This is a genomic window from Paraburkholderia phytofirmans PsJN (assembly GCF_000020125.1).
GTDB classification, from domain to species: domain Bacteria; phylum Pseudomonadota; class Gammaproteobacteria; order Burkholderiales; family Burkholderiaceae; genus Paraburkholderia; species Paraburkholderia phytofirmans.
In genome coordinates, this window is the sequence record NC_010681.1 from 4065700 (window position 1) to 4090786 (window position 25087).

At 59.1% G+C, this 25087-nt stretch carries 28 protein-coding genes; all 28 read right to left on the minus strand.

All coding sequences use genetic code 11. The features are described from left to right. Positions 1-3 precede the first annotated feature (3 nt). Positions 4-438, minus strand: coding sequence for a 50S ribosomal protein L15 (gene rplO, locus BPHYT_RS18020; protein WP_012434567.1), 435 nt, complete (start codon positions 436-438; stop codon positions 4-6). A 29-nt stretch (positions 439-467) separates the two neighbouring features. Then, positions 468-650 carry a 50S ribosomal protein L30 gene (gene rpmD, locus BPHYT_RS18025; RefSeq protein WP_007180126.1) on the minus strand — a complete coding sequence of 61 codons (183 nt, stop codon included), beginning with the start codon at positions 648-650 and terminating at the stop codon, positions 468-470. Positions 651-660: 10 nt separating this feature from the next. Continuing rightward, positions 661-1179 carry a 30S ribosomal protein S5 gene (rpsE, locus tag BPHYT_RS18030; protein ID WP_006052219.1) on the minus strand — a complete coding sequence of 173 codons (519 nt, stop codon included), beginning with the start codon at positions 1177-1179 and terminating at the stop codon, positions 661-663. Between the two features lie 14 nt (positions 1180-1193). Next, positions 1194-1559: a 50S ribosomal protein L18 gene (gene rplR / locus BPHYT_RS18035; protein ID WP_012434568.1), complete on the minus strand. Its 366-nt coding sequence runs from the start codon at positions 1557-1559 to the stop codon at positions 1194-1196. Between the two features lie 12 nt (positions 1560-1571). Continuing rightward, positions 1572-2102: a 50S ribosomal protein L6 gene (rplF, locus tag BPHYT_RS18040; RefSeq protein ID WP_012434569.1), complete on the minus strand. Its 531-nt coding sequence runs from the start codon at positions 2100-2102 to the stop codon at positions 1572-1574. Positions 2103-2120: 18 nt separating this feature from the next. Beyond that, complete coding sequence (gene rpsH / locus BPHYT_RS18045; protein ID WP_006052216.1) at positions 2121-2516, minus strand: 30S ribosomal protein S8; 396 nt, start codon at positions 2514-2516, stop codon at positions 2121-2123. Between the two features lie 14 nt (positions 2517-2530). Continuing rightward, positions 2531-2836 carry a 30S ribosomal protein S14 gene (gene rpsN, locus BPHYT_RS18050; RefSeq protein WP_006052215.1) on the minus strand — a complete coding sequence of 102 codons (306 nt, stop codon included), beginning with the start codon at positions 2834-2836 and terminating at the stop codon, positions 2531-2533. Positions 2837-2843: 7 nt separating this feature from the next. Then, positions 2844-3383, minus strand: coding sequence for a 50S ribosomal protein L5 (gene rplE, locus BPHYT_RS18055; protein WP_006052214.1), 540 nt, complete (start codon positions 3381-3383; stop codon positions 2844-2846). Positions 3384-3400: 17 nt separating this feature from the next. Next, positions 3401-3709, minus strand: coding sequence for a 50S ribosomal protein L24 (rplX, locus tag BPHYT_RS18060; RefSeq protein WP_006052213.1), 309 nt, complete (start codon positions 3707-3709; stop codon positions 3401-3403). A 9-nt stretch (positions 3710-3718) separates the two neighbouring features. Then, complete coding sequence (gene rplN, locus BPHYT_RS18065) at positions 3719-4087, minus strand: 50S ribosomal protein L14 (protein ID WP_006052212.1); 369 nt, start codon at positions 4085-4087, stop codon at positions 3719-3721. Positions 4088-4377: 290 nt separating this feature from the next. Next, complete coding sequence (gene rpsQ, locus BPHYT_RS18070; protein ID WP_007180129.1) at positions 4378-4650, minus strand: 30S ribosomal protein S17; 273 nt, start codon at positions 4648-4650, stop codon at positions 4378-4380. Continuing rightward, positions 4647-4841, minus strand: coding sequence for a 50S ribosomal protein L29 (gene rpmC / locus BPHYT_RS18075; RefSeq protein ID WP_007180130.1), 195 nt, complete (start codon positions 4839-4841; stop codon positions 4647-4649). Before rpmC ends, rpsQ begins: the two co-directional genes overlap by 4 nt. Before the next feature lie 10 nt (positions 4842-4851). Continuing rightward, positions 4852-5268 carry a 50S ribosomal protein L16 gene (rplP, locus tag BPHYT_RS18080; RefSeq protein WP_007180131.1) on the minus strand — a complete coding sequence of 139 codons (417 nt, stop codon included), beginning with the start codon at positions 5266-5268 and terminating at the stop codon, positions 4852-4854. 2 nt (positions 5269-5270) lie between these two features. Then, positions 5271-6077 (minus strand): 30S ribosomal protein S3, encoded by an 807-nt coding sequence (gene rpsC, locus BPHYT_RS18085; RefSeq protein ID WP_012434570.1) that lies wholly within the window; start codon positions 6075-6077, stop codon positions 5271-5273. 11 nt (positions 6078-6088) lie between these two features. Further along, positions 6089-6421: a 50S ribosomal protein L22 gene (gene rplV, locus BPHYT_RS18090; protein WP_007180133.1), complete on the minus strand. Its 333-nt coding sequence runs from the start codon at positions 6419-6421 to the stop codon at positions 6089-6091. A 7-nt stretch (positions 6422-6428) separates the two neighbouring features. After that, positions 6429-6704, minus strand: coding sequence for a 30S ribosomal protein S19 (gene rpsS, locus BPHYT_RS18095; RefSeq protein ID WP_004199273.1), 276 nt, complete (start codon positions 6702-6704; stop codon positions 6429-6431). Between the two features lie 10 nt (positions 6705-6714). After that, positions 6715-7542, minus strand: a complete 828-nt coding sequence (gene rplB / locus BPHYT_RS18100) for a 50S ribosomal protein L2 (protein WP_012434571.1) — start codon at positions 7540-7542, stop codon at positions 6715-6717. A 2-nt stretch (positions 7543-7544) separates the two neighbouring features. Then, a complete protein-coding gene (gene rplW / locus BPHYT_RS18105) occupies positions 7545-7859 on the minus strand; it encodes a 50S ribosomal protein L23 (RefSeq protein WP_007180135.1) in 315 nt (104 codons plus the stop codon). Further along, entirely contained in the window at positions 7856-8476 is a 621-nt protein-coding gene (rplD, locus tag BPHYT_RS18110; protein WP_007180136.1) for a 50S ribosomal protein L4, read from the minus strand. Before rplD ends, rplW begins: the two co-directional genes overlap by 4 nt. Beyond that, positions 8476-9135 (minus strand): 50S ribosomal protein L3, encoded by a 660-nt coding sequence (rplC, locus tag BPHYT_RS18115; protein WP_007180137.1) that lies wholly within the window; start codon positions 9133-9135, stop codon positions 8476-8478. The genes rplD and rplC overlap by 1 nt, the downstream gene beginning before the upstream one ends. A 201-nt stretch (positions 9136-9336) precedes the next feature. After that, the gene (rpsJ, locus tag BPHYT_RS18120) at positions 9337-9648 is read right to left on the minus strand and encodes a 30S ribosomal protein S10 (RefSeq protein WP_006998489.1); all 312 of its coding nucleotides are present in this window, start codon (positions 9646-9648) and stop codon (positions 9337-9339) included. A gap of 130 nt (positions 9649-9778) precedes the next feature. After that, positions 9779-10969, minus strand: coding sequence for an elongation factor Tu (tuf, locus tag BPHYT_RS18125; RefSeq protein WP_012434572.1), 1191 nt, complete (start codon positions 10967-10969; stop codon positions 9779-9781). Between the two features lie 47 nt (positions 10970-11016). Next, entirely contained in the window at positions 11017-13119 is a 2103-nt protein-coding gene (fusA, locus tag BPHYT_RS18130) for an elongation factor G (RefSeq protein WP_012434573.1), read from the minus strand. Positions 13120-13253: 134 nt separating this feature from the next. Beyond that, entirely contained in the window at positions 13254-13724 is a 471-nt protein-coding gene (rpsG, locus tag BPHYT_RS18135; protein WP_006053291.1) for a 30S ribosomal protein S7, read from the minus strand. A 178-nt stretch (positions 13725-13902) separates the two neighbouring features. After that, positions 13903-14283, minus strand: a complete 381-nt coding sequence (gene rpsL / locus BPHYT_RS18140) for a 30S ribosomal protein S12 (protein WP_012434574.1) — start codon at positions 14281-14283, stop codon at positions 13903-13905. Between the two features lie 222 nt (positions 14284-14505). After that, the gene (gene recQ, locus BPHYT_RS18145; RefSeq protein WP_012434575.1) at positions 14506-16353 is read right to left on the minus strand and encodes a DNA helicase RecQ; all 1848 of its coding nucleotides are present in this window, start codon (positions 16351-16353) and stop codon (positions 14506-14508) included. A gap of 218 nt (positions 16354-16571) precedes the next feature. Next, positions 16572-20810, minus strand: coding sequence for a DNA-directed RNA polymerase subunit beta' (gene rpoC, locus BPHYT_RS18150; protein ID WP_012434576.1), 4239 nt, complete (start codon positions 20808-20810; stop codon positions 16572-16574). Between the two features lie 21 nt (positions 20811-20831). Beyond that, complete coding sequence (gene rpoB / locus BPHYT_RS18155) at positions 20832-24938, minus strand: DNA-directed RNA polymerase subunit beta (RefSeq protein WP_012434577.1); 4107 nt, start codon at positions 24936-24938, stop codon at positions 20832-20834. Positions 24939-25087: the final 149 nt, after the last annotated feature.

Genomic DNA, 25087 nt, shown 5'->3' on the forward strand with positions numbered 1-25087 from the left:
GCGTTACTCGGCGAACGAGCCGCCAGCTGCTTCGATAGCAGCGCGCGCACCTTTCGTCGCACCCAGACCTTTCACAACGACCTTACGCTTCAACTCGCCGGTCTTGATGATCTTGGCGCTCGTGATCATCTCGCCAATCAGGCCAGCTTGTTTCAGAGCCAACAGATCGATCTCGTCGACCGGCAGTTTTTCCAGATCCGAGAGACGCACTTCACCGACGAATTCCTTCGTCAGCGAGGTGAAGCCACGCTTGGGCAGGCGACGCTGCAGCGGCATTTGACCGCCTTCGAAGCCAACCTTGTGAAAGCCGCCCGAACGCGATTTCTGACCCTTGTGACCGCGGCCAGCCGTCTTGCCCAGACCGGAGCCGATGCCACGGCCGACGCGACGCTTAGCGTGCTTCGAGCCTTCAGCCGGCTTCAGGTTATTCAATTCCATTATCAACTCCTTGAGTCCTGGTCAGCCGCTTAGCTGATGACCTTAACGAGGTACGAAACCTTGTTGATCATGCCGCGCACAGCCGGCGTGTCCTGCAACTCGCTAACCGAGTTGAGTCGGCGCAGGCCCAAGCCACGCACCGTTGCGCGGTGCGTTTCACGGGTGCCGATCAGGCTCTTGACGAGCTGGACCTTGACAGTTTTATCAGACATGGTGTCCACCTTAGCCCAGAATATCTTCGACGGACTTGCCGCGCTTCGCCGCGATGTCGCCCGGCGTGGACTGCTTGCGCAGACCGTCGAGCGTTGCACGAACGAGGTTATACGGGTTCGTCGAACCGTGGCTCTTGGCCACAACGTTCTGCACGCCCATCACGTCGAACACTGCGCGCATCGGGCCGCCAGCGATCACGCCGGTACCGTCCTTGGCCGGAGCCAGGAGGACCATCGATGCGCCGTGCTTACCGTGCACTTCGTGTTGCAGAGTACCGTTCTTGAGCGGCACCTTGAACATGTTGCGGCGAGCCTGTTCCATCGCCTTCTGAACAGCGACCGGCACTTCCTTCGCCTTGCCCTTGCCCATACCGACGCGGCCATCACCGTCGCCAACCACGGTCAGTGCGGCGAAACCGAGAATCCGGCCACCCTTCACGACCTTGGTCACGCGATTGACCGAAATCATTTTTTCACGAAGGCCGTCGTCGCGTTCGTCAGCCTGAACTTTCGCTTGCATCTTTGCCATGACGAATTCTTCCCTTAGAACTTGAGTCCGGCTTCGCGCGCCGCATCAGCCAGCGCTTTCACGCGGCCGTGGTAACGGAAACCCGAACGGTCGAAGGCGACGGATTCGATGCCGGCAGCCTTAGCCTTTTCTGCGATGCGCTTACCGATCAGGGTCGCAGCATTGACGTTGCCGCCCTTGCCCGTCTGATCAGCCAGTTGCGCACGCACTTCGGCCTCGAGCGTCGACGCGCTGGCGAGCACCTTGGTGCCGCACGGCGAGAACACTTGCGCGTAGATGTGCGTGTTCGTGCGATGCACGGCGAGACGCGCGACCTGCAGCTCAGCGATCTTGATACGCGTCTGACGAGCGCGGCGCAGGCGAGATTGAGTCTTATCCATGATTGCGCACCCTTACTTCTTCTTCGTTTCTTTGAGGATCACAACCTCATTGGCGTAACGCACACCCTTGCCCTTGTAGGGCTCCGGCGGGCGATAGCCGCGCACTTCTGCAGCGACCTGGCCAACTTGTTGCTTATTGATCCCCTTGATCACGATTTCGGTTTGCGTCGGGGTTTCAGCCTTGACGCCTTCCGGCATCTGGTGCACCACGGGGTGCGAGAAACCCAGCGACAGGTTCAGCTTGTCGCCTTGCGCCTGTGCGCGGTAACCAACGCCAACCAGCGTCAGCTTGCGCTCGAAACCCTTCGTCACGCCGTTCACCATGTTCGCAACCAGTGCGCGCATCGTGCCCGACATCGCATTCGCTTCGCGGCTTTCGTCAACCGGCTCGAAATTCAGCGTGCCGTTGTCGTTCACCACTTTCACGAGGCGGTTTGCCGCCTGCGTAATCGTACCCAGCGGGCCCTTGACGGTGATGCGATCGTCGCTCAGGGCCACTTCTGCGCCTTGCAGCGCGACCGGGCTTTTACCTACTCGAGACATGTTTCTCTCCTTTCGGCCTTAAGCGACGTAGCAGATGACTTCGCCGCCAACGCCCGTTGCGCGCGCCTTGCGGTCCGTCATCACGCCCTTCGGCGTCGACACGATTGCCACGCCGAGGCCATTCATGACCACGGGGATGTCGTTACGGCCGCGGTACACACGCAGACCAGGCTTCGAGACGCGTTCAATGCGCTCGATAACCGGACGGCCAGCGTAGTACTTCAACACGATGTTCAATTCAGACTTCGCACCTTCGGACTTCACTGCGAAATCATCGATATAGCCTTCGTCCTTCAGGACCTGCGCAATCGCAACCTTGACTTTCGACGAGGGCATAGTCACCGAGACTTTCTCAACCATCTGCGCATTGCGGATGCGAGTCAGCATATCGGCGATAGGATCACTCATGCTCATTTACGTTTCTCCTATTACCAGCTCGCCTTGGTCAGGCCAGGGATCTCGCCGCGGAACGCGATTTCGCGAATCTTGTTACGCGCCAGCCCGAATTTACGGAACGTGCCACGCGGGCGACCAGTAATTGCGCAACGGTTGCGCTTACGGGTCGGGTTAGAGTTGCGCGGCAGTTGTTGCAGTTCCAGACGTGCTGCGTAATGCTCTTCGTCCGACTTGCTCATATCGCCGATAATCGCTTTCAGCTCAGCACGCTTGGGAGCGTACTTAGCGGCCAGGCGAGCACGCTTCTTTTCACGTTCGATCAGTGCCAGTTTAGCCACGGTAACCTCAGTTTCTGAACGGGAACTTGAAGCTGGCGAGCAGAGCCTTTGCTTCGTCGTCAGTCTTCGCAGTCGTCGTGATGCTGATGTTCAGCCCACGCAGTGCGTCGATCTTGTCGTAGTCGATTTCGGGGAAAATGATCTGCTCTTTCACACCGATGTTGTAGTTGCCGCGACCATCGAACGCACGACCCGACACGCCACGGAAGTCACGCACCCGGGGGAGCGCAACCGTCACGAAACGGTCTAGAAATTCGTACATTGCCTGACCACGCAACGTGACCATTGCACCGATCGGATAGCCTTGACGGATCTTGAAGCCAGCGATTGCCTTGCGTGCCTTCGTGATCACCGGCTTCTGGCCAGCGATCTTCGTCAGATCGCCAACGGCGTTTTCGATGATCTTCTTGTCAGCAACCGCCTCGCCAAGACCCATATTGAGGGTGATCTTGGTGATACGCGGCACTTCCATCACGGACTTGTAACCGAACTTCTCGATGAGGCCGGGTACAACCTTCTCTTTGTAAAACTCTTGCAAACGAGCCATTTTTTTACTCCGCAGCGTCAGGCGCTCAGCTCGGCACCGGTCGTTTTAAGGAAACGGACTTTCTTGTCTCCTTCGACCTTGATGCCTACACGCGACGCCTTGCCATTCGCGTCGACCAATGCGACGTTCGAAATTTGCAGCGGCATCGTCTTGGCTTCCACACCGCCCGTCGTACCCTTCATCGGGTTCGGCTTGACGTGTTTCTTGACGAGGTTGATGCCCTCGACAATCACTTTGCCTTCGCCAACGGACAGCACGACGCCGCGCTTGCCTTTATCTTTGCCGGTGATGACGATAACTTCGTCACCTTTGCGAATCTTGTTCATCGCGACTCCTTACAGCACTTCAGGTGCCAACGAAACGATCTTCATGAATCGTTCGCTACGCAACTCGCGCGTGACAGGCCCGAAAATACGGGTGCCAATAGGTTCGAGCTTGGCATTCAACAACACAGCGGCGTTGCCATCGAACTTGATCAGCGAGCCGTCCTGACGGCGCACGCCCTTGGCGGTGCGAACCACCACGGCGTTGTAAATTTCGCCTTTCTTCACGCGCCCGCGCGGCGTTGCTTCTTTGACGGTCACCTTGATGATGTCGCCAATGCTGGCATAACGACGCTTCGAGCCGCCGAGCACCTTGATGCACATGACTTCACGCGCACCCGTGTTGTCGGCCACTTCAAGCCGAGTTTCGGTCTGGATCATGGTTTATCTTTCCCAACTTAATCCGGCCACACCACCATGGCGTACCCGGTCAGTCTTGGTCCCGTCAGCCAATCGGCTGCTTGGGTATGAACAGCAGCGACGGCAAACGAAACCCGCCATCGCAATCCGGTGAATCCTACGGAACAGACTGGCGCCCGAACCGCTTCCCCCACCAACTTCGCCCGCGACGGGGCTCCCATAAAAGAGGGAAGACCGAGATTATAACAAATAATCTCGGTCTTGCAAGCGAAACTTACTGCGATTTCAATTACTTCTACAACTTTGCGGCGTCAGATGACGCGAGCAGCCTCGACCAGGCGAGCCACAACCCAAGCTTTCGTCTTCGAAATCGGACGCGTTTCCTGGATTTCAACGAGGTCGCCCTCGTTATACGTGTTCGCATCGTCGTGCGCGTGGTATTTCTTCGAGCGCACAACGTACTTGCCGTAGATCGGATGCTTCACGCGGTGCTCGACCAGCACGGTGACCGTCTTGTCCATCTTATTGCTGACGACCTTGCCGACCAGCGTCCGCTTGAGCGAGGTTTTTACGCTATCGTTCATTTCTGGTTCGCCTTCTCAGTCAGGACGGTCCGCACACGTGCGATGTCGCGACGGACCTTCTTCAGCTGGCTCGTGTTCGTGAGCTGCTGGGTCGCGAGTTGCATGCGCAGGCCGAATTGCGCCTTCAACAGGTCCGACAGCTCCTTGTTGAGCGCGGCCTGATCTTTCTGGTGAAGTTCGGAAGCCTTCATCATTTGCTCCTTAGGCGCCGAGCTGACGCACGATAAACGTCGTCTTGAGCGGCAGCTTAGCTGCAGCCAGACGGAACGCTTCGCGTGCCAGCTCTTCGGTTACGCCGTCCATTTCGTACAGCATCTTGCCCGGTTGAATCTCTGCGACGTAGTACTCAGGGTTACCTTTACCGTTACCCATCCGTACTTCGGCCGGCTTGTGCGAGATCGGCTTGTCCGGGAAGATGCGGATCCAGATGCGGCCACCACGCTTGATGTGACGCGTCATTGCACGACGTGCCGCTTCAATCTGGCGCGCGGTCAAGCGACCACGACCGATAGCCTTCAGGCCGAACTCACCGAACGACACCGCGTTGCCGCGGGTGGCGATGCCGGTGTTACGACCCTTCTGCTCTTTGCGATACTTTCTGCGTTTCGGTTGCAGCATCGTTATTCTCCAGTCTTCCCGTCGCCGCCGGCACCGCCAGCACGACGAGGAGCGCCACGGCGTGCACCTGCCGGGCCACCACCTTCACCATCGCGACGCGGACGGCGATCGCCACCCGGACGTGCGTTACGGCGCGGACGCTTTTCTTCGGCGACTTCTTCGACCACCGGTGCGTCATTGCGGCCGAGCGTGTCGCCCTTGTACACCCACACCTTCACGCCGATGATGCCGTACGTCGTCTTCGCTTCCGAAGTCGCGTAGTCGATATCGGCACGCAGCGTATGAAGCGGCACGCGACCTTCGCGATACCATTCCGTACGAGCGATTTCGATACCGTTCAGGCGGCCAGCGCTCATGATCTTGATGCCTTGAGCACCCAGACGCATGGCGTTTTGCATCGCACGCTTCATCGCGCGGCGGAACATAATCCGGCGCTCGAGCTGTTGCGTGATCGAATCCGCGATCAGTTGCGCATCGGTTTCCGGCTTACGGATTTCTTCGATGTTGACGTGAACCGGAACGCCCATGCGCTTTTGCAGCTCGGACTTCAGCAGTTCAATGTCTTCACCCTTCTTACCGATCACGACACCCGGACGCGAGCTGAAAATCGTGATACGGGCGTTCTTTGCAGGACGCTCGATCACAACGCGGCCGACGGACGCGTTCTTCAGCTTTTTCTTCAGGTATTCACGAACACCGATGTCTTCCTGCAACATCGCCGCGAAATTGTTGTTGTTCGCGTACCAACGCGACGCCCAATTGCGGCTGACGGCCAAACGGAAGCCAGTCGGATGAATTTTCTGTCCCATCGTATGACCCCTTAATTCCCGACCGTCACAGTGATGTGACAGGATTGCTTCTCGATGCGGTTACCACGGCCTTTAGCGCGCGCGGTAAAACGCTTGAGCGACGCAGCCTTGTCGATGTAGATGCTCGTGATCTTGAGCTCATCGATATCGGCGCCTTCGTTATGCTCCGCATTCGCGATCGCCGACAGCACGACCTTTTTCACGATTCCCGCAGCCTTCTTCGGCGAAAACGTCAGAACGTTCAGCGCCTTGTCGACCGGCAAACCGCGGATCTGGTCAGCCACAAGGCGCGTTTTCTGCGCCGAGATGCGGGCACCGCGATGAATTGCTTTCACTTCCATCATGAGCCCCTTATTTCTTAGCCTTCTTGTCGGCTGCATGACCCTTGAACGTACGGGTCAGTGCGAACTCGCCAAGCTTGTGGCCGACCATGTTTTCCGAGATGTACACCGGAACGTGTTGACGACCGTTATGAACGGCGATCGTCAGACCGATGAAATCCGGGAGGATCGTCGAACGGCGCGACCAGGTTTTGATCGGCTTCTTATCCCGCGAAGCTGCTGCCGCCTCAACTTTCTTCAGCAAATGGGCGTCGCAGAACGGACCTTTTTTTACAGAACGTGCCATTGCCTACTCCTTAACGCTTGTGACGGCGCTGGACGATCATGCTCGTCGTGCGCTTGTTGCTGCGGGTGCGATAACCCTTAGCAGGCGTGCCCCACGGGCTCACCGGATCGCGACCTGCAGCCGTCTTGCCTTCACCACCACCGTGCGGGTGATCGACCGGGTTCATTGCAACGCCACGCACCGTCGGGCGGATACCGCGCCAGCGGTTCGCGCCAGCCTTACCGATTTGACGGAGGCTGTGCTCTTCGTTGCCAACTTCACCAATCGTCGCGCGGCATTCAACGTGAACGCGGCGAATTTCACCCGAGCGCAGGCGGACCTGTGCGTAGATGCCTTCACGAGCCAGCAGCATCGCCGACGTACCAGCCGAACGCGCCATTTGCGCGCCCTTGCCCGGCAGCATTTCGATGCAGTGAATCGTCGTACCGACCGGGATGTTGCGGATCGGCAGCGTATTGCCTGCGCGGATCGGAGCTTCCGAACCCGACATCAGTTGCTGGCCAACCGTCAAACCCTTCGGCGCGATGATGTACTTGCGCTCGCCGTCTGCGTACAGAACCAGCGCGATGTTCGCGCTACGGTTCGGATCGTACTCAAGACGTTCGACCTTCGCTGCGATACCGTCCTTGTTACGACGGAAATCGACGACGCGATAGTGATGCTTGTGACCACCGCCCTTATGACGGGTGGTGATGTGACCGTTGTTGTTACGGCCGGCGGTCGAGGATTGCGAGTCGAGCAGCGGTGCGTACGGCTTGCCCTTATGCAGTTCCTTGTTGACCACCTTGACCATCGCACGGCGACCCGGCGAAGTCGGCTTAACTTTAACGATTGCCATGATTACTTGGCCTCCGCTTCAAAGTTGATTTCCTGGCCGGGCTTCAAGCAGACGTACGCCTTCTTCACGTCCTTGCGCTTGCCCATGAAGCGGCCAAAGCGCTTGGCTTTGCCCTTCGAGACCAGCACGTTGACGGAATTGACTTCCACCTTGAACAGCAGCTCGACTGCAGCTTTCACTTCCTGCTTCGTGGCATCGGGCGCGACTTCGAACACGACTTGCTCGTTCTTGTCGGCCACCAGCGTCGCCTTTTCGGAGATCACCGGCGCGAGCAGGACCTGCATCAAACGATGATCGTTCTTGCGAATCTCGCTCATGACAGCAACTCCTCGATCTGGGCGACCGCAGCCTTCGTGATCAGGATCTTCTTGAAGTAGATCAGCGACAGCGGGTCGGCGTAACGCGGCTCGACAACTGCCACATGGGCCAGGTTGCGCGACGCGAGGTACAGGTTTTCGTCAACCGTGTCGGTAATCACCAGCACGGAGTCGAGACCCATCGCCTTGAATTTTTCGGCCAGCAGCTTCGTCTTCGGCGCTTCGAGCGTCAGCTCGTCAACCACCGAGATGCGGCCTTCGCGGGCCAGCTGCGAGAAGATCGAGCAGAGACCTGCGCGATGCATCTTCTTGTTGACCTTGTGCGAAAAGTTTTCTTCCGGCGAATTCGGGAAGATCCGGCCACCGCCGCGCCACAGCGGGCTCGACGACATACCGGCACGGGCGCGGCCCGTACCTTTCTGGCGCCACGGCTTCTTGGTCGTGTGCTTGACTTGCTCACGGTCCTTCTGCGCGCGGTTGCCGCTACGGGCATTCGCTTGATACGCGACCACCACCTGGTGAATCAGGGCTTCGTTGTAATCGCGGCCGAACACGACGTCCGACGCGCTAACGCCCGCACCTTCCTGACCATTGGCATTCAGGAGCTTAAGTTCCATTATTTCGCTCCTTTCACGGCACGCGTCTTCACGGCCGGCGTAACGAATACCTTGCCACCCTTCGCACCCGGAACGGCGCCCTTGACCAGCAACAGCTTGCGGTCAGCGTCGATACGAGCGATTTCGAGGTTTTGCACGGTTACCGTATCGTCACCCATGTGACCGGTCATGCGCTTACCCGGGAAAACACGACCCGGATCCTGCGCCATACCGATCGAGCCCGGCACGTTGTGCGAGCGCGAGTTACCGTGCGATGCACGGCCGGATGCGAAGTTGTAACGCTTGATGGTACCGGCGTAGCCCTTACCGATCGACACACCTTGCACGTCGACCTTCTGGCCTACTTCGAACAGGTCGGGACCGACCACGGTGCCGTTCGACAACTCGGCAGCCTTGGCAGCATCGATCTGGAATTCTTTGAGGATTTCACCGGCTTGAACACCGGCTTTGGCGAGATGACCGGCCAACGGCTTCGTCACGCGCGATGCACGGCGCGTACCGAATGCAACCTGCACGGCCGTGTAGCCGTCGGTTTCAACAGTCTTGATCTGCGTCACGCGGTTGTCGGACACGTCCAGCACGGTAACGGGAATCGAATCCCCTTCTGCCGTGAAGATACGGGTCATGCCAACCTTGCGACCTACGAGTCCAAGGCTCATCGTTTTCTCCATTCCCGACTGCGATTGGTCGGGGCTAATTTACAAAATGCCGGTGCCGTTTCGGGCATGAATTCATGCTGCAGCACACCGACTTTTTTGCGCAAATGCGCGAAAAGCCCACTATTATAGCGAGGCTTTTCGTTTTCCGCAAGCAATCAATGACTTAGCGCTGCCCGGCACGCCAGGCAACACTTTGAAGCTTTATTGCAGCTTGATTTCGACGTCCACACCAGCCGGCAGGTCCAGCTTCATCAGTGCGTCAACGGTCTTGTCCGTCGGATCGACGATGTCCATCAGGCGTTGGTGGGTACGAATTTCGAGCTGATCGCGCGACGTCTTGTTGACGTGCGGCGAACGCAGGATGTCGAAGCGTTGAATGCGGGTCGGCAGGGGCACCGGACCACGAACGATTGCGCCAGTCCGCTTTGCCGTGTCGACGATTTCAGCTGCCGATTGATCGATCAGGCGATAGTCGAAAGCCTTCAGGCGAATGCGGATTTTCTGGTTCTGCATGACAATTCCTTGGAAAAGAGCGAGGCGGTATTGCACCGCCAGACAGTAAAAGAACGTAGAGCCGGGTGCCCGCTGAGGGCCGGCGCCCGGCTCCGGGCACCACTTACAGCAAATACGTCAATTCGCGATTTTACTCGAGAATCTTGGCAACCACACCTGCACCGACCGTACGACCGCCTTCGCGGATTGCGAAACGCAGACCTTCTTCCATCGCGATCGGGTTGATCAGCTTCACCGTGATCGACACGTTGTCGCCCGGCATGACCATTTCCTTGTCCTTCGGCAACTCGATCGAGCCCGTCACATCCGTCGTACGGAAGTAGAACTGCGGACGATAGTTGTTGAAGAACGGCGTGTGACGGCCACCTTCGTCCTTGCTCAGCACGTACACTTCAGCCGTGAAGTGCGTGTGCGGGTTGATCGAACCCGGCTTCGCCAGAACCTGGCCACGCTCCACGTCTTCACGCTTCGTGCCGCGCAGCAGGATACCCACGTTGTCGCCTGCCTGACCTTGATCGAGCAGCTTGCGGAACATTTCCACGCCCGTGCAGGTCGTCTTCACCGTCGGCTTGATACCGACAATTTCGATTTCCTCGCCGACCTTCACCACGCCGCGCTCAACGCGACCCGTCACCACCGTGCCGCGACCCGAGATCGAGAACACGTCTTCCACCGGCATCAGGAACGCACCGTCAACTGCGCGCTCCGGCGTCGGGATGTACGTGTCCAGCGCGTCGGCCAGATTCATGATCGCCACTTCGCCCAGCTCGCCCTTGTCGCCTTCCAGCGCCAGCTTGGCCGAACCCTTGATGATCGGCGTGTCGTCGCCCGGGAAGTCGTACTTCGACAGAAGTTCGCGCACTTCCATCTCGACGAGTTCGAGCAGCTCAGCGTCGTCCACCATGTCGCACTTGTTCAGGAACACGATGATGTACGGCACGCCAACCTGACGCGCCAGCAGGATGTGCTCACGCGTTTGCGGCATCGGGCCGTCTGCAGCCGAGCACACCAGGATCGCGCCGTCCATCTGCGCTGCGCCCGTGATCATGTTCTTCACATAGTCAGCGTGGCCCGGGCAGTCGACGTGTGCGTAGTGGCGGTTAGCCGTTTCGTACTCGACGTGCGCCGTGTTGATCGTGATACCACGTGCCTTTTCTTCCGGCGCCGCGTCGATCTGGTCGTATGCCTTCGCTTCGCCGCCAAACTTCTGCGTCAGAACCGTCGTGATCGCTGCCGTCAGCGTGGTCTTGCCGTGGTCAACGTGACCGATCGTGCCGACGTTCACGTGCGGCTTGGTCCGTTCGAATTTACCTTTAGCCATGTTTCTCTTCTTTCAAAAAGTTAATCGTTGAATGACTTGCCGCGCGATTACTTCGACTTCGCGTTGATGATCGCTTCAGACACGTTACGCGGTGCTTCAGAGTAGTGCTTGAACTCCATCGTGTACGTTGCACGACCTTGGGTCAGCGAACGCAGCGACGTCGAGTAGCCGAACATTTCCGACAGCGGGACTTCGGCGCGAACGATCTTGCCGCCGCCAACCATGTCGTCCATGCCCTGAACGATACCGCGACGACCCGACAGATCGCCCATCACGTTGCCCATGTAATCTTCAGGTGTTTCGACTTCAACAGCCATCATCGGTTCGAGGATGACCGGTTGGGCCTTGCGCATTGCTTCCTTGAACGCCATCGAACCGGCCATGCGGAACGCATTTTCGTTCGAGTCAACGTCGTGGTACGAACCGAACGTCAGGTGAACCTTGACGTCGACGACCGGGAAGCCTGCCAGCACGCCAGCCTTCAGCGTTTCCTGGATACCCTTGTCCACCGCCGGGATGTATTCGCGCGGAATCACGCCGCCCTTGATCTCGTCGAGGAACTCGTAGCCCTTGCCTTGCTCATTCGGCTCAAGCGTGATGACCGCGTGACCGTACTGGCCGCGACCACCCGACTGCTTGACGAACTTGCCGTCAACGTCTTCCGCCTTGCCGCGAATCGTTTCGCGGTATGCAACCTGCGGCTTGCCGACGGTTGCTTCCACGCCGAACTCGCGCTTCATACGGTCAACCAGAATTTCCAGGTGGAGCTCGCCCATGCCCGAAATAATGGTTTGGCCCGATTCTTCGTCCGTTTGAACGCGGAACGACGGATCTTCCTGTGCCAGGCGGTTCAATGCCAGACCCATTTTTTCCTGGTCGGGCTTGGTCTTCGGCTCAACAGCCTGCGAAATCACCGGCTCCGGGAAAATCATGCGTTCGAGCACGATCGGGCTTTGCGGATCGCACAGCGTGTCGCCGGTCGTTGCGTCTTTCAGGCCGACTGCAGCAGCGATGTCGCCTGCGCGGACTTCCTTGATTTCTTCGCGCTGGTTCGCGTGCATCTGCAGAATACGACCCAGACGTTCCTTCTTGTCTTTGGTCGCGTTCAGCACGGTGTCGCCCGAATTCACGACACCCGAGTACACACGGAAGAAGATCAACTGGCCGACGAACGGGTCGGTCATGATCTTGAATGCCAGTGCCGAGAACTTCTCGTCGTCGGCAGCGCGGCGCTCACCCTTTTCACCGTTTTCCAGCTCGCCGGTCACCGGCGGGATGTCGATCGGCGACGGCAGGAAGTCGAGCACTGCGTCCAGCATGCGCTGCACGCCCTTGTTCTTGAACGCGGTGCCGCACAGCATCGGCTGAATTTCGCAAGCGATCGTACGGTCGCGCAGACCCTTGATGATTTCCGCTTCGGAGAGCTCGCCCTCTTCCAGGTACTTGTTCATCAGCTCTTCGCTCGACTCGGCAGCCGCTTCGATCATCTTCTCGCGCCACTCGTTGCACGAGTCAGCCAATTCTGCCGGGATTTCTTCGTACGAGAACTTCGTGCCTTGGGACGCTTCATCCCAAATGATCGCTTTCATCTTCAGCAGATCGACGACGCCCGTGAAGTTTTCTTCCGCGCCGATAGGCACCACGACCGGAACCGGGTTCGCCTTCAGACGCAGCTTGAGCTGGTCGTAAACCTTGAAGAAGTTCGCGCCGGTACGGTCCATCTTGTTGATGAACGCGAGACGGGGAACCTTGTACTTGTTAGCCTGACGCCACACGGTTTCCGACTGGGGCTGAACGCCGCCCACAGCGCAGTACACCATGCACGCGCCGTCGAGCACGCGCATCGAGCGCTCAACTTCAATCGTGAAGTCGACGTGACCCGGGGTGTCGATGATGTTGATGCGGTGCTCAGCGCGGTCGCCGGCCATGCCTTTCCAGAACGCCGTGGTAGCAGCGGACGTGATCGTGATGCCGCGTTCCTGCTCCTGCTCCATCCAGTCCATGGTGGCAGCGCCGTCGTGAACTTCACCAATCTTGTGGTTCACGCCGGTGTAGAACAAGATGCGCTCGGTCGTCGTCGTTTTGCCGGCGTCGATGTGAGCGCTAATACCGATGTTACGGTAGCGCTCGATAGGTGTCTTGCGAGCCACTTTGATCCTCTATTGGGATGACGCGATGCGAGAAAATACCCATCGCGCTGTAACACAAACGGGCGAGGCGCTTTGTAAGCGCACCCGCCCGGAATTTCTTTCCGTTTTTTCTGCTAAACCCGGGTTCGGGAAGCTTAGAAACGGAAGTGCGAGAACGCCTTGTTGGCTTCTGCCATCCGGTGAACTTCGTCGCGCTTCTTCATTGCGCCGCCACGGCCTTCCGCCGCTTCGGAGAGTTCACCTGCCAGACGCAGGGCCATCGACTTCTCGCTGCGCTTCTTCGCGGCTTCACGCAGCCAACGCATCGCCAATGCCATACGACGCGACGGGCGCACTTCGACCGGAACCTGATAGTTCGCACCACCAACGCGGCGGCTCTTCACTTCGACCACCGGCTTGACGTTGTTGAGCGCTACCGTGAACACTTCCAGCGGGTCCTTGCCACCCTTGGTCTGGATCTGTTCGAAAGCGCCGTACACGATACGCTCGGCAACCGACTTCTTGCCGGAGAGCATCAGCACGTTCATGAACTTAGCTACATCAACGTTACCGAACTTCGGATCCGGCAACACTTCCCGCTTGGGGACTTCGCGACGACGCGGCATGTTTCTTCCTTTAACTTTTCAGTTGGAGCTATTTTTAGCCCCGCGGCCACCAACTAACCCGATTCATCTCTTACGACTTACCAGCCCGGTCGGGTGACCACTTACTCGACAGCACCGGCGATTCCGGCACCACCGCTATTACCGCCTTTGCAGGCGACCTGAAATACCGACCGGCTAATTACTTGCCAGCCTTGGCACGCTTCGCACCGTACTTCGAGCGAGCCTGCTTACGATCCTTGACGCCCTGGGTATCCAGCGAGCCGCGAACCATGTGGTAACGCACACCCGGCAAGTCCTTAACACGGCCGCCGCGAATCAGCACGACCGAGTGTTCCTGCAGGTTGTGGCCTTCACCACCGATGTACGAAATAACTTCGAAGCCGTTCGTCAAACGAACTTTGGCAACCTTACGCAGTGCCGAGTTAGGCTTCTTAGGCGTCGTGGTGTACACACGGGTGCACACGCCGCGACGCTGGGGGCAGTCCTGCAAGGCCGGGCTCTTGCTCTTAGTCGTTTCCGACTGGCGGCCTTTGCGAACCAGTTGATTGATGGTTGGCATTGTTTATTCCTGAAATTGAACAAAATCGACGCATATGTTTCCGGGCAAAGCAGAAACGATCGCGCATCGAACTTCCGGACCGGCTAGTCCGCGCATGAATTGACTTCGCGCACAGGCATTCCAAGAACCGGAACCTAGCATAATATTCCGAAATTACTAAGGGAGTCAACAGGTTGCGATGTTTCGCACCCCTGCCGACCTGCTCAGGCACTTGCAGAGCGCTTAGTCGGCGGCGACGACTTCCAGCAATTCATCGCCGAAACGGTCGAGTTTGCGTGCGCCCATACCCGGGATACCGCGCAAATCGTCAATCGAGTCAGGGCCGTTGCGGGCAATTTCCGCCAGGGTTGCATCGTGGAAAATCACGTAGGCCGGCACGCCGTCGCTCTTCGCAGTTTCAGTGCGCCATGCCCGCAACCGCTCCCAGCGCGCGCGTTCGCGCGGGCCCATGCCGATCGTCGGGTCGGCGCGCTCACTGGTGCGGCCGGACGATTGACGCGTGCGCGTAGGCTTCACATAGCGGCGCATGGTGACGTTCTGCTCACCTTTGAGCACCGGCTTGCTTGCCTCGGTCAGGACGAGTGAGCCGAAGCCTTCGTGATCGACCGTCAGATAGCCGAACGCGACCAACTGGCGGAAAACTGCTCGCCACTCCTGCTCGCCTAGCGCCGAACCGATGCCGAATGTGGTCAGCTTCTCGTGACCACGCTGCAGGATTTTCTCGCTGCTGTTACCGCGCAGGATGTCGATTAGATGACCGGCGCCGAAATGAAAGCCGCTCGCGCGCTGTGCGCGGAACACACACGACAGCGCCATGCGCGCCTCACGCGTTGCGTCCCATGTGTCCGGCGGTTCAAGGCAGTTGTCGCAATTGCCGCAAGGCTTGCTCGATTCACCGAAATACCCGAGCAGTCGCACTCGCCGGCAGGTCGCCGCTTCGCACAATCCGAGCAACGCATCCAGCTTGCCGGTCTGGACGCGCTTGTGCGCGTCGTCGGCGTCGGATTCGTCGATCATTTTGCGCTGCTGCACGACGTCGCCGAGACCGTAGGCCATCCATGCATTCGCCGGCATGCCGTCGCGGCCCGCGCGACCCGTTTCCTGGTAGTAGCCTTCGACACTCTTCGGGAGGTCGAGGTGAGCGACAAAACGCACGTCCGGTTTGTCGATGCCCATACCGAATGCGATCGTCGCGCACATCACAATCCCTTCCTCGCGCTGAAACATCTCCTGATGCTTCTGGCGGATTTCGAACTCCATGCCGGCGTGATACGGCAGCGCGCTCATGCCTTTTTCCTTCAGCCATTCCGCCGTCTCCTCGACCTTACGGCGCGACAGGCAGTAGACGACGCCGGCGTCGGTCGTGCCGTCCGGCTTTGAATGCTCCGCGCGGATGAAGTCCAGCAACTGCGCACGCGCATTGTCCTTCTCGACGATGCGATAACGAATGTTCGGCCGGTCGAAGCTCGACACGAAAACGCGCGCATCGTCCAGCGCCAGGCGGTGGATGATCTCGTCGCGCGTGATGTCGTCAGCGGTGGCCGTCAGCGCGATTCGCGGCACGTTCGGGAAGCGCTCGTGCAGCACCGACAACTGAATGTATTCCGGGCGGAAATCGTGCCCCCATTGCGACACGCAATGGGCTTCGTCGATGGCGAACAAGCCTATACGCGTGCGCTCCAGCAACTCCTGGAAACGGGGTGTCATCAAACGTTCCGGCGCCACGTAGAGCAGATCGATATCACCGTCGCGCAACGCGCGCTCGGTCGCCATCGCCTCGGCGCTCGAGAGCGTCGAATTCAGATATGCCGCGCGCACGCCCACTTCGGTGAGCGCGGCGACCTGATCCTGCATCAGCGCGATCAGAGGAGAAACGACGATTCCGGTGCCGAAGCCGCCTTCGCGCCGTACCAGCGACGGAATCTGATAGCAGAGGGACTTGCCGCCGCCCGTCGGCATCAACACGAGGCAGTCGCCGCCGCCGGCGACGTGCTCGACAATTTCGCCCTGCTGCCCTCTGAACGCGGGGTAACCGAAGACTTCGTTGAGAATTTCGAGCGGACGGGACATGAATTTGAGAGAAGCAGCGTGATGCCGGTGACACGAATTTTACCAACGCATTCGTGTTGCGCCCGCGCTTTGATGCAGCGTTAGCCGTTTGGCCTACTAGTCCGCAAAAAGAGCGCTAAAAGGAAAAGCGCAAAAAAAAGCCGCTCAGTCGAAACTGAGCGGCTTCGCTGGCTGGTGAGCCCAAGCGGCTTACGCCGCCTGGACTTACTGACCTGAGCTTACTCGCCTGAGTGCTGCTGTTCGGCGGCCGGGGTTTCCGGCGTACCGAATTCGAACGACTCTTCCGCTGCGATCTGATCGAAACGCTCGCGGTCGGACAGTTCCTTGCTCTTGCGCGCCTTGTGGAACGCGAGACCCGTACCGGCCGGAATCAGACGGCCGACGATCACGTTTTCCTTCAGACCACGCAGGTCGTCGCGCTTGCCCATGATCGCCGCTTCGGTCAGCACGCGGGTCGTTTCCTGGAACGACGCCGCCGAGATGAACGAATCGGTCGACAACGAGGCCTTCGTGATACCGAGCAGCACGTTTTCGTACGTTGCCGGACGCTTGTCTTCCGCGATCATACGGTCGTTCTCGTCGAGCATATCCGACCGCTCGACCTGTTCGCCCGGGATGAAACGCGTATCGCCGTTGTCCGTAATCTGCACGCGACGCAGCATCTGACGAACAATCACTTCAATGTGCTTGTCGTTGATCTTCACGCCTTGCAGACGGTACACGTCCTGCACTTCGTCCACGATGTAACGCGACAGCGCTTCGATACCTTGCAGACGCAAGATGTCGTGCGGATCGGCCGGACCGTCGACAATCATTTCGCCCTTGTTGACGACCTGACCATCGTGCACTAGGACCTGCTTTTCCTTCGCGATCAGGAACTCGTGCTGATTGCCGTCGAGGTCCGTGATAACGAGACGCTGCTTGCCCTTCGTGTCCTTACCGAACGACGTCGTACCCGTGACTTCCGCCAGGATACCTGCGTCCTTAGGCGAACGCGCTTCGAACAGCTCGGCCACACGCGGCAGACCACCGGTAATGTCACGCGTCTTCTGCGATTCGACCGGGATACGTGCCAGCACTTCACCGACCTGCACTTGCTGACCGTCCTTCACGGTGATCAGAGCGCCGACCTGGAAGCCGATCTGCACCGAGTGCTCGGTGTTCGGGATCTTGACTTCTTCGCCGTTCGCATCGAGCAGCTTGACCTGCGGACGCACCGTCTTCGAAGCTTGCGAACCACGACGCTTCACGTCGATCACGACCAGCGTGGACAGACCCGTCACATCGTCGATCTGCTTCGCAACGGTCACGCCTTCTTCGACGTTTTCGAACTTCACCGTACCGCCCCACTCGGTGATGATCGGACGCGTCATCGGATCCCACGTTGCCAGTTGCGTGCCGGCCTTGATCTGCGCGCCGTCCAGTTGCAACAGCGTCGCGCCGTACGGCACCTTGTGACGTTCGCGCTCGCGACCGTGGTCGTCGGTGATCATTGCTTCGCCCGAACGCGAGATGACGATCTGCTCGCCCTTCGCGTTGGTGACGTAACGCATCGTTGCCGTGAAACGCACCGTACCGTTCGACTTCGCTTCAACCGACGAAGCCACTGCCGCGCGCGACGCCGCACCACCGATGTGGAACGTACGCATCGTGAGCTGCGTGCCCGGTTCGCCAATCGACTGCGCAGCGATCACGCCGACTGCTTCACCGACGTTGACCGACGAGCCGCGGCCCAGGTCGCGGCCGTAGCAGGCTGCGCACAGACCGTAACGCGTTTCGCAAGTCAGCGGCGTACGCACGCGCACTTCGTCGATGCCGAGGCGTTCGATTTCTTCGACCGCATCTTCGTCGAGCAACGTGCCCGTTTCGTACAGCGTTTCCTGCGATTCCGGATTGACGACGTCAGCCACCGTCACGCGACCCAAGATACGGTCACGCAGCGCTTCGACGACTTCCCCGCCTTCGACCAACGCCTTCATCGCGACGCCGTTGGACGTACCGCAATCGTCCTCGACCACCACCAGATCCTGCGTCACGTCAACCAGACGACGCGTCAGGTAACCCGAGTTTGCCGTCTTCAGTGCCGTATCAGCCAGACCCTTACGTGCGCCGTGGGTCGAGATGAAGTACTGCAACACGTTCAGGCCTTCACGGAAGTTCGCCGTAATCGGCGTCTCGATGATCGAGCCGTCCGGCTTCGCCATCAGGCCACGCATACCGGCCAGCTGACGAATCTGAACCGCGGAACCACGAGCACCCGAGTCCGCCATCATGTAGATCGAGTTGAACGATTCCTGACGCGTTTCGTTGCCGTCGCGATCCGTGACCGGTTCCGTCGACAGCTGCTCCATCATCGCCTTGCCGACCGCTTCCGACGTTGCCGACCAGATGTCGACCACGTTGTTGTAGCGCTCTTGCGACGTGACGAGACCCGACATGTACTGACGGTCGTATTCCTTCACCTTCTTCGCGGCGTCGCCGACGATGGTTTCCTTCTGCGGCGGCACGAGCATGTCGTCGACGCAGATCGAGATACCAGCGCGCGTTGCCAGACGGAAACCCGACTGCATCAACTGGTCGGCGAAAATCACCGTTTCACGCAGACCGCACTTGCGGAACGCGGTGTTGATGAGGCGCGAGATTTCCTTCTTTTTCAGCGGCTTGTTGAGCACCGAGAACGGCAGGCCCGGCGGAAGGATTTCCGACAGGATTGCACGGCCGACGGTGGTCGGGTACAGCGTGATCTTCGGCACGAACGCCGGCGCACCTTCCGACTTGTCTTCGTTGTGGACCATTTCGGTGATCCGCACGTTGACGCGCGAGGCGAGCTCGACTTCCTTGTTCTCGTAGGCACGCAGCGCTTCCGAAACGCCGGTGAACGTCAGGCCTTCGCCCTTTGCGTTCACTGCTTCACGGGTCGCGTAGTACAGACCGAGCACGATATCCTGCGACGGCACGATCGACGGATCGCCGTTGGCCGGGAACAGGACGTTGTTCGACGCCAGCATCAGCGTGCGCGCTTCCATCTGCGCTTCCAGCGACAGCGGCACGTGAACAGCCATCTGGTCACCGTCGAAGTCGGCGTTGAACGCCGCGCAAACGAGCGGGTGCAGCTGGATTGCCTTACCTTCGATGAGCACCGGCTCGAAAGCCTGAATGCCAAGACGGTGCAGCGTAGGCGCACGGTTCAGCATGACCGGATGTTCGCGAATGACTTCTTCGAGAATGTCCCACACCACCGGCGTCTGGTTCTCGACTTCCTTCTTCGCAGCCTTGATGGTGGTAGCGACACCCATCACTTCGAGCTTGTTGAAGATGAACGGCTTGAACAGTTCGAGCGCCATCAGCTTCGGCAGACCGCACTGATGCAGCTTGAGCGTCGGGCCGACCACGATCACCGAACGGCCCGAGTAGTCAACGCGCTTACCGAGCAAGTTCTGACGGAAACGACCGCCCTTACCCTTGATCATGTCGGCGAGCGACTTCAACGGACGCTTGTTCGCGCCGGTCATGGCCTTACCGCGACGACCGTTGTCGAGCAGCGAATCGACGGCTTCCTGCAGCATCCGCTTTTCGTTGCGGACGATGATTTCAGGCGCCTTCAGCTCGAGCAGACGCTTCAACCGGTTGTTACGGTTGATCACGCGGCGATACAGGTCGTTCAGGTCCGACGTCGCGAAGCGGCCGCCATCGAGCGGCACCAGCGGACGCAGTTCCGGCGGCAGCACCGGCAGCACTTCGAGCACCATCCAGTCAGGCTTGATGCCCGAACGTTGGAAAGCCTCGAGCACCTTCAGGCGCTTCGCGTACTTCTTGATCTTCGCTTCCGAACCCGTGTTCTTGAGTTCGGTGCGCAGCATCTCGACCTGTTCGTCGATGTTGATCGCGCGCAGCAATTCGCGCACGCCTTCCGCGCCCATCTCGGCACGGAATTCGTCACCGTATTCTTCGACCTTGTTGTAGTAATCCTCTTCGGTCATGATCTGCCGCGCTTTCAGCGGCGTCATGCCCGGATCGATCACCACATAGGCTTCGAAGTACAGCACGCGTTCGATGTCGCGCAGCGTCATGTCGAGCACCATGCCCAGACGCGACGGCAGCGACTTCAAAAACCAGATGTGCGCAACCGGCGAGGCCAGTTCGATGTGGCCCATGCGTTCGCGACGCACTTTCGCCAGCGTCACTTCAACGCCGCACTTCTCGCAGATCACGCCACGATGCTTCAGGCGCTTGTACTTGCCGCAAAGGCATTCGTAGTCTTTGATCGGCCCGAAGATCTTCGCGCAGAACAAACCATCGCGTTCCGGCTTGAACGTCCGGTAGTTGATGGTTTCCGGCTTCTTCACTTCACCGAACGACCACGAACGGATCTTGTCCGGCGAAGCCAGACCGATCTTGATCGCGTCAAAAACTTCAGGCTGTTGGACTTGCTTGAATAGATCGAGCAGAGCTTTCATTGCTTTCTCTCCGTAGTCCGATTAGTTGCGGTCGAGGTCGATATCGATACCGAGCGAGCGGATTTCCTTCACCAACACGTTGAAGGATTCCGGCATGCCGGCGTCGATCACGTGATCGCCCTTGACCAGGTTTTCATAAACCTTGGTCCGGCCTGTCACGTCGTCCGACTTCACCGTCAGCATTTCCTGCAGCACATACGATGCGCCGTACGCTTCGAGCGCCCACACTTCCATTTCACCGAAACGCTGGCCACCGAATTGCGCCTTACCGCCCAACGGCTGCTGCGTCACGAGCGAGTACGGGCCCGTGGAACGCGCGTGCATCTTGTCGTCGACCAAGTGGTGCAGCTTCAGGTAGTGCATGTAGCCGACCGTCACCGTACGTTCGAACATTTCGCCCGTGCGGCCGTCGTACAGACGCACCTGATTCTTCGACGGCGTCATGCCGAGGTTCTTCGCGATGTCGTCCGGGAATGCCAGATCCAGCGCGCGCGACATTTCTTCTTCCGTCGCGCCGTCGAACACCGGCGTAGCGAACGGAACGCCTTCGCGCAGGTTCTTCGCCAGTTCGACGATCTCGTCGTCCGTGAAGCTGTCCAGCTCTTCAGCGCGGCCCGACTCGTTGTAGATCTTGGTCAGGAATTCGCGCAGTTCAGCGATCTTCGCCTGACGCTGCAGCATTTCGCCGATACGCCAGCCGAGACCCTTCGCGGCCCAACCCAGATGCACTTCGAGAACCTGACCCACGTTCATCCGCGACGGCACGCCGAGCGGGTTCAGAACGACGTCAGCCGGACGGCCGTCGGCCATGTACGGCATGTCTTCGATCGGAACGATCTTCGACACGACACCCTTGTTACCGTGACGGCCGGCCATCTTGTCGCCAGGCTGCAGGCGGCGCTTGACTGCCAGGTACACCTTGACCATCTTCAACACGCCCGGCGGCAGTTCGTCGCCTTGCGTGAGCTTTTTGCGCTTTTCTTCGAACGCCAGATCGAACTGGTGACGCTTCTGTTCGATCGAGTCCTTGATGGCTTCGAGCTGTGCCGCTGCTTCTTCGTCCGCGAGGCGGATGTCGAACCAGTGGTAATGATCCAGATCTTGCAGGTAAGCCTGTTCGATCTTCGTGCCCTTCGCCAGCTTCTTCGGACCGCCGTTCGCGACCTTGCCGTCGAGCATACGTGCGAGACGCTGGAACGCGTCGCCTTCCACGATACGCAACTGGTCGTTCAGGTCGAGGCGATAGCGCTTCAGTTCATCGTCGATGATCTGTTGCGCACGCTTGTCGCGCTGAATGCCTTCACGCGTGAACACTTGAACGTCGATCACGGTGCCGCTCATGCCCGACGGCACGCGCAGCGACGTGTCCTTCACGTCCGAAGCCTTTTCACCGAAGATCGCGCGCAGCAGCTTCTCTTCCGGCGTCAGCTGGGTTTCGCCCTTCGGCGTGACCTTGCCGACCAGCACGTCGCCCGCTTCGACTTCAGCGCCGATGTAGACGATGCCCGACTCATCGAGACGGCCGAGTTGCACTTCAGCCAGGTTCGAGATGTCGCGCGTGATTTCTTCCGGTCCGAGCTTCGTATCGCGAGCAACGACGTTCAGTTCTTCGATGTGGATCGACGTGTAACGGTCGTCCGCAACCACCTTCTCCGAGATCAAAATCGAGTCTTCGAAGTTGTAGCCGTTCCACGGCATGAACGCCACCAGCATGTTCTGGCCGAGAGCCAGTTCGCCGAGGTCGGTCGATGCACCATCAGCCAGCACGTCGCCACGCGACACGATGTCGCCGACCTTTACGATCGGGCGCTGGTTGATGTTCGTGTTCTGGTTCGAACGCGTGTACTTGATCAGGTTGTAGATGTCCACGCCGGTTTCGCCGGCCGCGGCTTCATCGTCGTTCACGCGGATCACCATACGGCCCGCGTCGACGTAATCGACCACACCGCCGCGGAATGCCTGAACGGTCGTACCCGAGTCGACTGCCACCGTGCGCTCGATACCCGTCCCGACCACGGCCTTTTCAGGACGCAGACACGGCACAGCCTGACGCTGCATGTTCGAACCCATCAATGCGCGGTTCGCGTCATCGTGCTCGAGGAACGGAATCAGCGATGCTGCCACCGACACGATTTGCGACGGCGCCACGTCCATGTACTGGATGCGGTCCGGCGTGACCATCAGCGTTTCGCCGGCTTCACGCGACGACACCAGTTCGTCGGTCAGCGAGCCGTCTTCCGCCACCGCCGCGTTCGCCTGAGCGATCACGTAACGGCCCTCTTCGATCGCCGACAGATAGTCGATCTGATCGGTCACCTTGCTGTCCACGACCTTGCGATACGGCGTTTCGAGGAAGCCGTATTCGTTCAGGTGCGCGTACAGAGCGAGTGAGTTGATCAGGCCGATGTTCGGACCTTCCGGCGTTTCAATCGGGCACACGCGACCATAATGAGTCGGGTGCACGTCGCGGACTTCAAAGCCAGCGCGCTCACGCGTCAAACCGCCCGGGCCAAGAGCCGAAACACGGCGCTTGTGGGTAATTTCCGACAGCGGGTTGGTCTGGTCCATGAACTGCGACAGCTGCGACGAACCGAAGAACTCGCGAATTGCCGACGAAATCGGCTTCGAATTGATCAGGTCGTGCGGCATCAGGTTTTCGCTTTCGGCCTGACCCAGACGTTCCTTCACAGCACGTTCGACACGCACGAGACCTGCGCGGAACTGGTTTTCCGCCAGTTCGCCCACGCAACGCACACGACGATTGCCCAAGTGGTCGATGTCGTCCACTTCGCCCTTGCCGTTACGCAACTCGACCAGGATCTTGATCGTGGCGAGGATGTCGTCGTCTTGCAGCGTCATCGGGCCGACGATTTCGTCGCGGCCGACACGGCGATTGAACTTCATACGACCCACCTTCGAGAGGTCGTATGCGTCTTCGCTGTAGAACAGACGGTTGAACAGCGCCTCGACCGCTTCTTCGGTCGGCGGTTCGCCCGGACGCATCATGCGGTAGATCGCGATGCGAGCGGCCATCTTGTCCGCGGTTTCGTCGATACGCAGCGTCGACGAGATGTACGGACCTTGATCCAGATCGTTCGTATAGAGCGTCTGGATGTCTTTGATCTTCGACTCGCGCAACTTCTCGAGCACGGTTTCCGTGATTTCGTCGTTCGCGTTGGCGATGACTTCACCCGTGTCGCCGTCGACGACATTCTTTGCCAGCACGCGGCCGAGCAAATAGTCTTCCGGGACCGAGATGAACTTGGTCTTGGCGTTGTCGAGGTCGCGAATGTGCTTCGCGTTGATCCGCTTGTCCTTCTGGACGATCACGTTGCCATCACGGTCCGTGATGTCGAAACGCGCGACTTCACCACGCAGACGCTCGGGCACGAATTCCATCTGCGCGCCTTCCGGCATCAGCGTGAAATTATCGAACACGAAGAAGTTTGCGAGGATCTGTTCCGGCGTGAGGCCGATTGCCTTCAGCAGGATCGTGACCGGCATCTTGCGACGACGGTCGACGCGGAAGTACAGCACGTCCTTCGGGTCGAACTCGAAATCGAGCCACGAACCGCGGTAGGGAATGATACGTGCCGAGAACAGGAGCTTGCCCGAGCTGTGCGTCTTGCCCTTGTCGTGTTCGAAGAACACGCCCGGCGAACGGTGCAGCTGCGAAACGATCACACGTTCCGTGCCGTTGATGACGAACGAACCCGTCGGCGTCATGAGCGGAATTTCGCCCATGTACACTTCCTGTTCCTTCACTTCCTTGACGACCGGCTTGCTCGGCGATTCCTTGTCGAGCAGCACCAGACGCACTTTCGCGCGCAGCGCCGAGCAGTACGTCAAACCGCGCTGCTGACATTCTTTGATGTTGAATGCCGGCGGCGACAGCATGTAGCTGACGAACTCTAGACGAGCGAACCCGTTATGCGAAACAATCGGAAAAACGGAGGTAAACGCAGCTTGCAGGCCTTCCGGCTTGCGTTGCGTGGACGACGTGTCTGCTTGCAGAAACGTGCTGAATGATTCAAGCTGGGTAGCCAGCAGGAAAGGTACTTGGTGAACGATGGGGCGCTTCGCAAAACTCTTGCGAATACGCTTCTTCTCGGTGAAGGAATATTGCATACGATCTCCGAATCACGGCGGGCATTGTTGTCGAGGCAGGATACCTTGATGAGACAACCCGAGTGTTCACCGACTGAGACCCGATGGCCGTCCGATGGCTTGAACGAGCCTAGAAGCTTGGTGGTTGGCCGCTACCAACCGCTGGCTGA

Excerpts from the sequence above, each read along its gene's own strand:
- rpsQ (WP_007180129.1), bottom strand. The coding sequence starts at position 4,650 with ATGAACGATAGCGTAAAAACCTCGCTCAAGCGGACGCTGGTCGGCAAG.
- rplC (WP_007180137.1), bottom strand. The coding sequence starts at position 9,135 with ATGAGCCTTGGACTCGTAGGTCGCAAGGTTGGCATGACCCGTATCTTC.
- rplD (WP_007180136.1), bottom strand. The coding sequence starts at position 8,476 with ATGGAACTTAAGCTCCTGAATGCCAATGGTCAGGAAGGTGCGGGCGTT.
- rplR (WP_012434568.1), bottom strand. The coding sequence starts at position 1,559 with ATGGATAAGACTCAATCTCGCCTGCGCCGCGCTCGTCAGACGCGTATC.
- rplF (WP_012434569.1), bottom strand. The coding sequence starts at position 2,102 with ATGTCTCGAGTAGGTAAAAGCCCGGTCGCGCTGCAAGGCGCAGAAGTG.
- rplP (WP_007180131.1), bottom strand. The coding sequence starts at position 5,268 with ATGCTGCAACCGAAACGCAGAAAGTATCGCAAAGAGCAGAAGGGTCGT.
- rpsE (WP_006052219.1), bottom strand. The coding sequence starts at position 1,179 with ATGGCAAAGATGCAAGCGAAAGTTCAGGCTGACGAACGCGACGACGGC.
- rpsG (WP_006053291.1), bottom strand. The coding sequence starts at position 13,724 with ATGCCGCGTCGTCGCGAAGTCCCCAAGCGGGAAGTGTTGCCGGATCCG.
- rpoB (WP_012434577.1), bottom strand. The coding sequence starts at position 24,938 with ATGCAATATTCCTTCACCGAGAAGAAGCGTATTCGCAAGAGTTTTGCG.
- rpmC (WP_007180130.1), bottom strand. The coding sequence starts at position 4,841 with ATGAAGGCTTCCGAACTTCACCAGAAAGATCAGGCCGCGCTCAACAAG.
- rpsC (WP_012434570.1), bottom strand. The coding sequence starts at position 6,077 with ATGGGACAGAAAATTCATCCGACTGGCTTCCGTTTGGCCGTCAGCCGC.
- rplE (WP_006052214.1), bottom strand. The coding sequence starts at position 3,383 with ATGGCTCGTTTGCAAGAGTTTTACAAAGAGAAGGTTGTACCCGGCCTC.
- tuf (WP_012434572.1), bottom strand. The coding sequence starts at position 10,969 with ATGGCTAAAGGTAAATTCGAACGGACCAAGCCGCACGTGAACGTCGGC.
- rpsL (WP_012434574.1), bottom strand. The coding sequence starts at position 14,283 with ATGCCAACCATCAATCAACTGGTTCGCAAAGGCCGCCAGTCGGAAACG.
- rplW (WP_007180135.1), bottom strand. The coding sequence starts at position 7,859 with ATGAGCGAGATTCGCAAGAACGATCATCGTTTGATGCAGGTCCTGCTC.
- rplX (WP_006052213.1), bottom strand. The coding sequence starts at position 3,709 with ATGAACAAGATTCGCAAAGGTGACGAAGTTATCGTCATCACCGGCAAA.
- rpsH (WP_006052216.1), bottom strand. The coding sequence starts at position 2,516 with ATGAGCATGAGTGATCCTATCGCCGATATGCTGACTCGCATCCGCAAT.
- rplO (WP_012434567.1), bottom strand. The coding sequence starts at position 438 with ATGGAATTGAATAACCTGAAGCCGGCTGAAGGCTCGAAGCACGCTAAG.
- rpmD (WP_007180126.1), bottom strand. The coding sequence starts at position 650 with ATGTCTGATAAAACTGTCAAGGTCCAGCTCGTCAAGAGCCTGATCGGC.
- rplV (WP_007180133.1), bottom strand. The coding sequence starts at position 6,421 with ATGATGGAAGTGAAAGCAATTCATCGCGGTGCCCGCATCTCGGCGCAG.
- rpsJ (WP_006998489.1), bottom strand. The coding sequence starts at position 9,648 with ATGCAGAACCAGAAAATCCGCATTCGCCTGAAGGCTTTCGACTATCGC.
- rpsS (WP_004199273.1), bottom strand. The coding sequence starts at position 6,704 with ATGGCACGTTCTGTAAAAAAAGGTCCGTTCTGCGACGCCCATTTGCTG.
- rpoC (WP_012434576.1), bottom strand. The coding sequence starts at position 20,810 with ATGAAAGCTCTGCTCGATCTATTCAAGCAAGTCCAACAGCCTGAAGTT.
- recQ (WP_012434575.1), bottom strand. The coding sequence starts at position 16,353 with ATGTCCCGTCCGCTCGAAATTCTCAACGAAGTCTTCGGTTACCCCGCG.
- rplB (WP_012434571.1), bottom strand. The coding sequence starts at position 7,542 with ATGGCAATCGTTAAAGTTAAGCCGACTTCGCCGGGTCGCCGTGCGATG.
- rplN (WP_006052212.1), bottom strand. The coding sequence starts at position 4,087 with ATGATCCAGACCGAAACTCGGCTTGAAGTGGCCGACAACACGGGTGCG.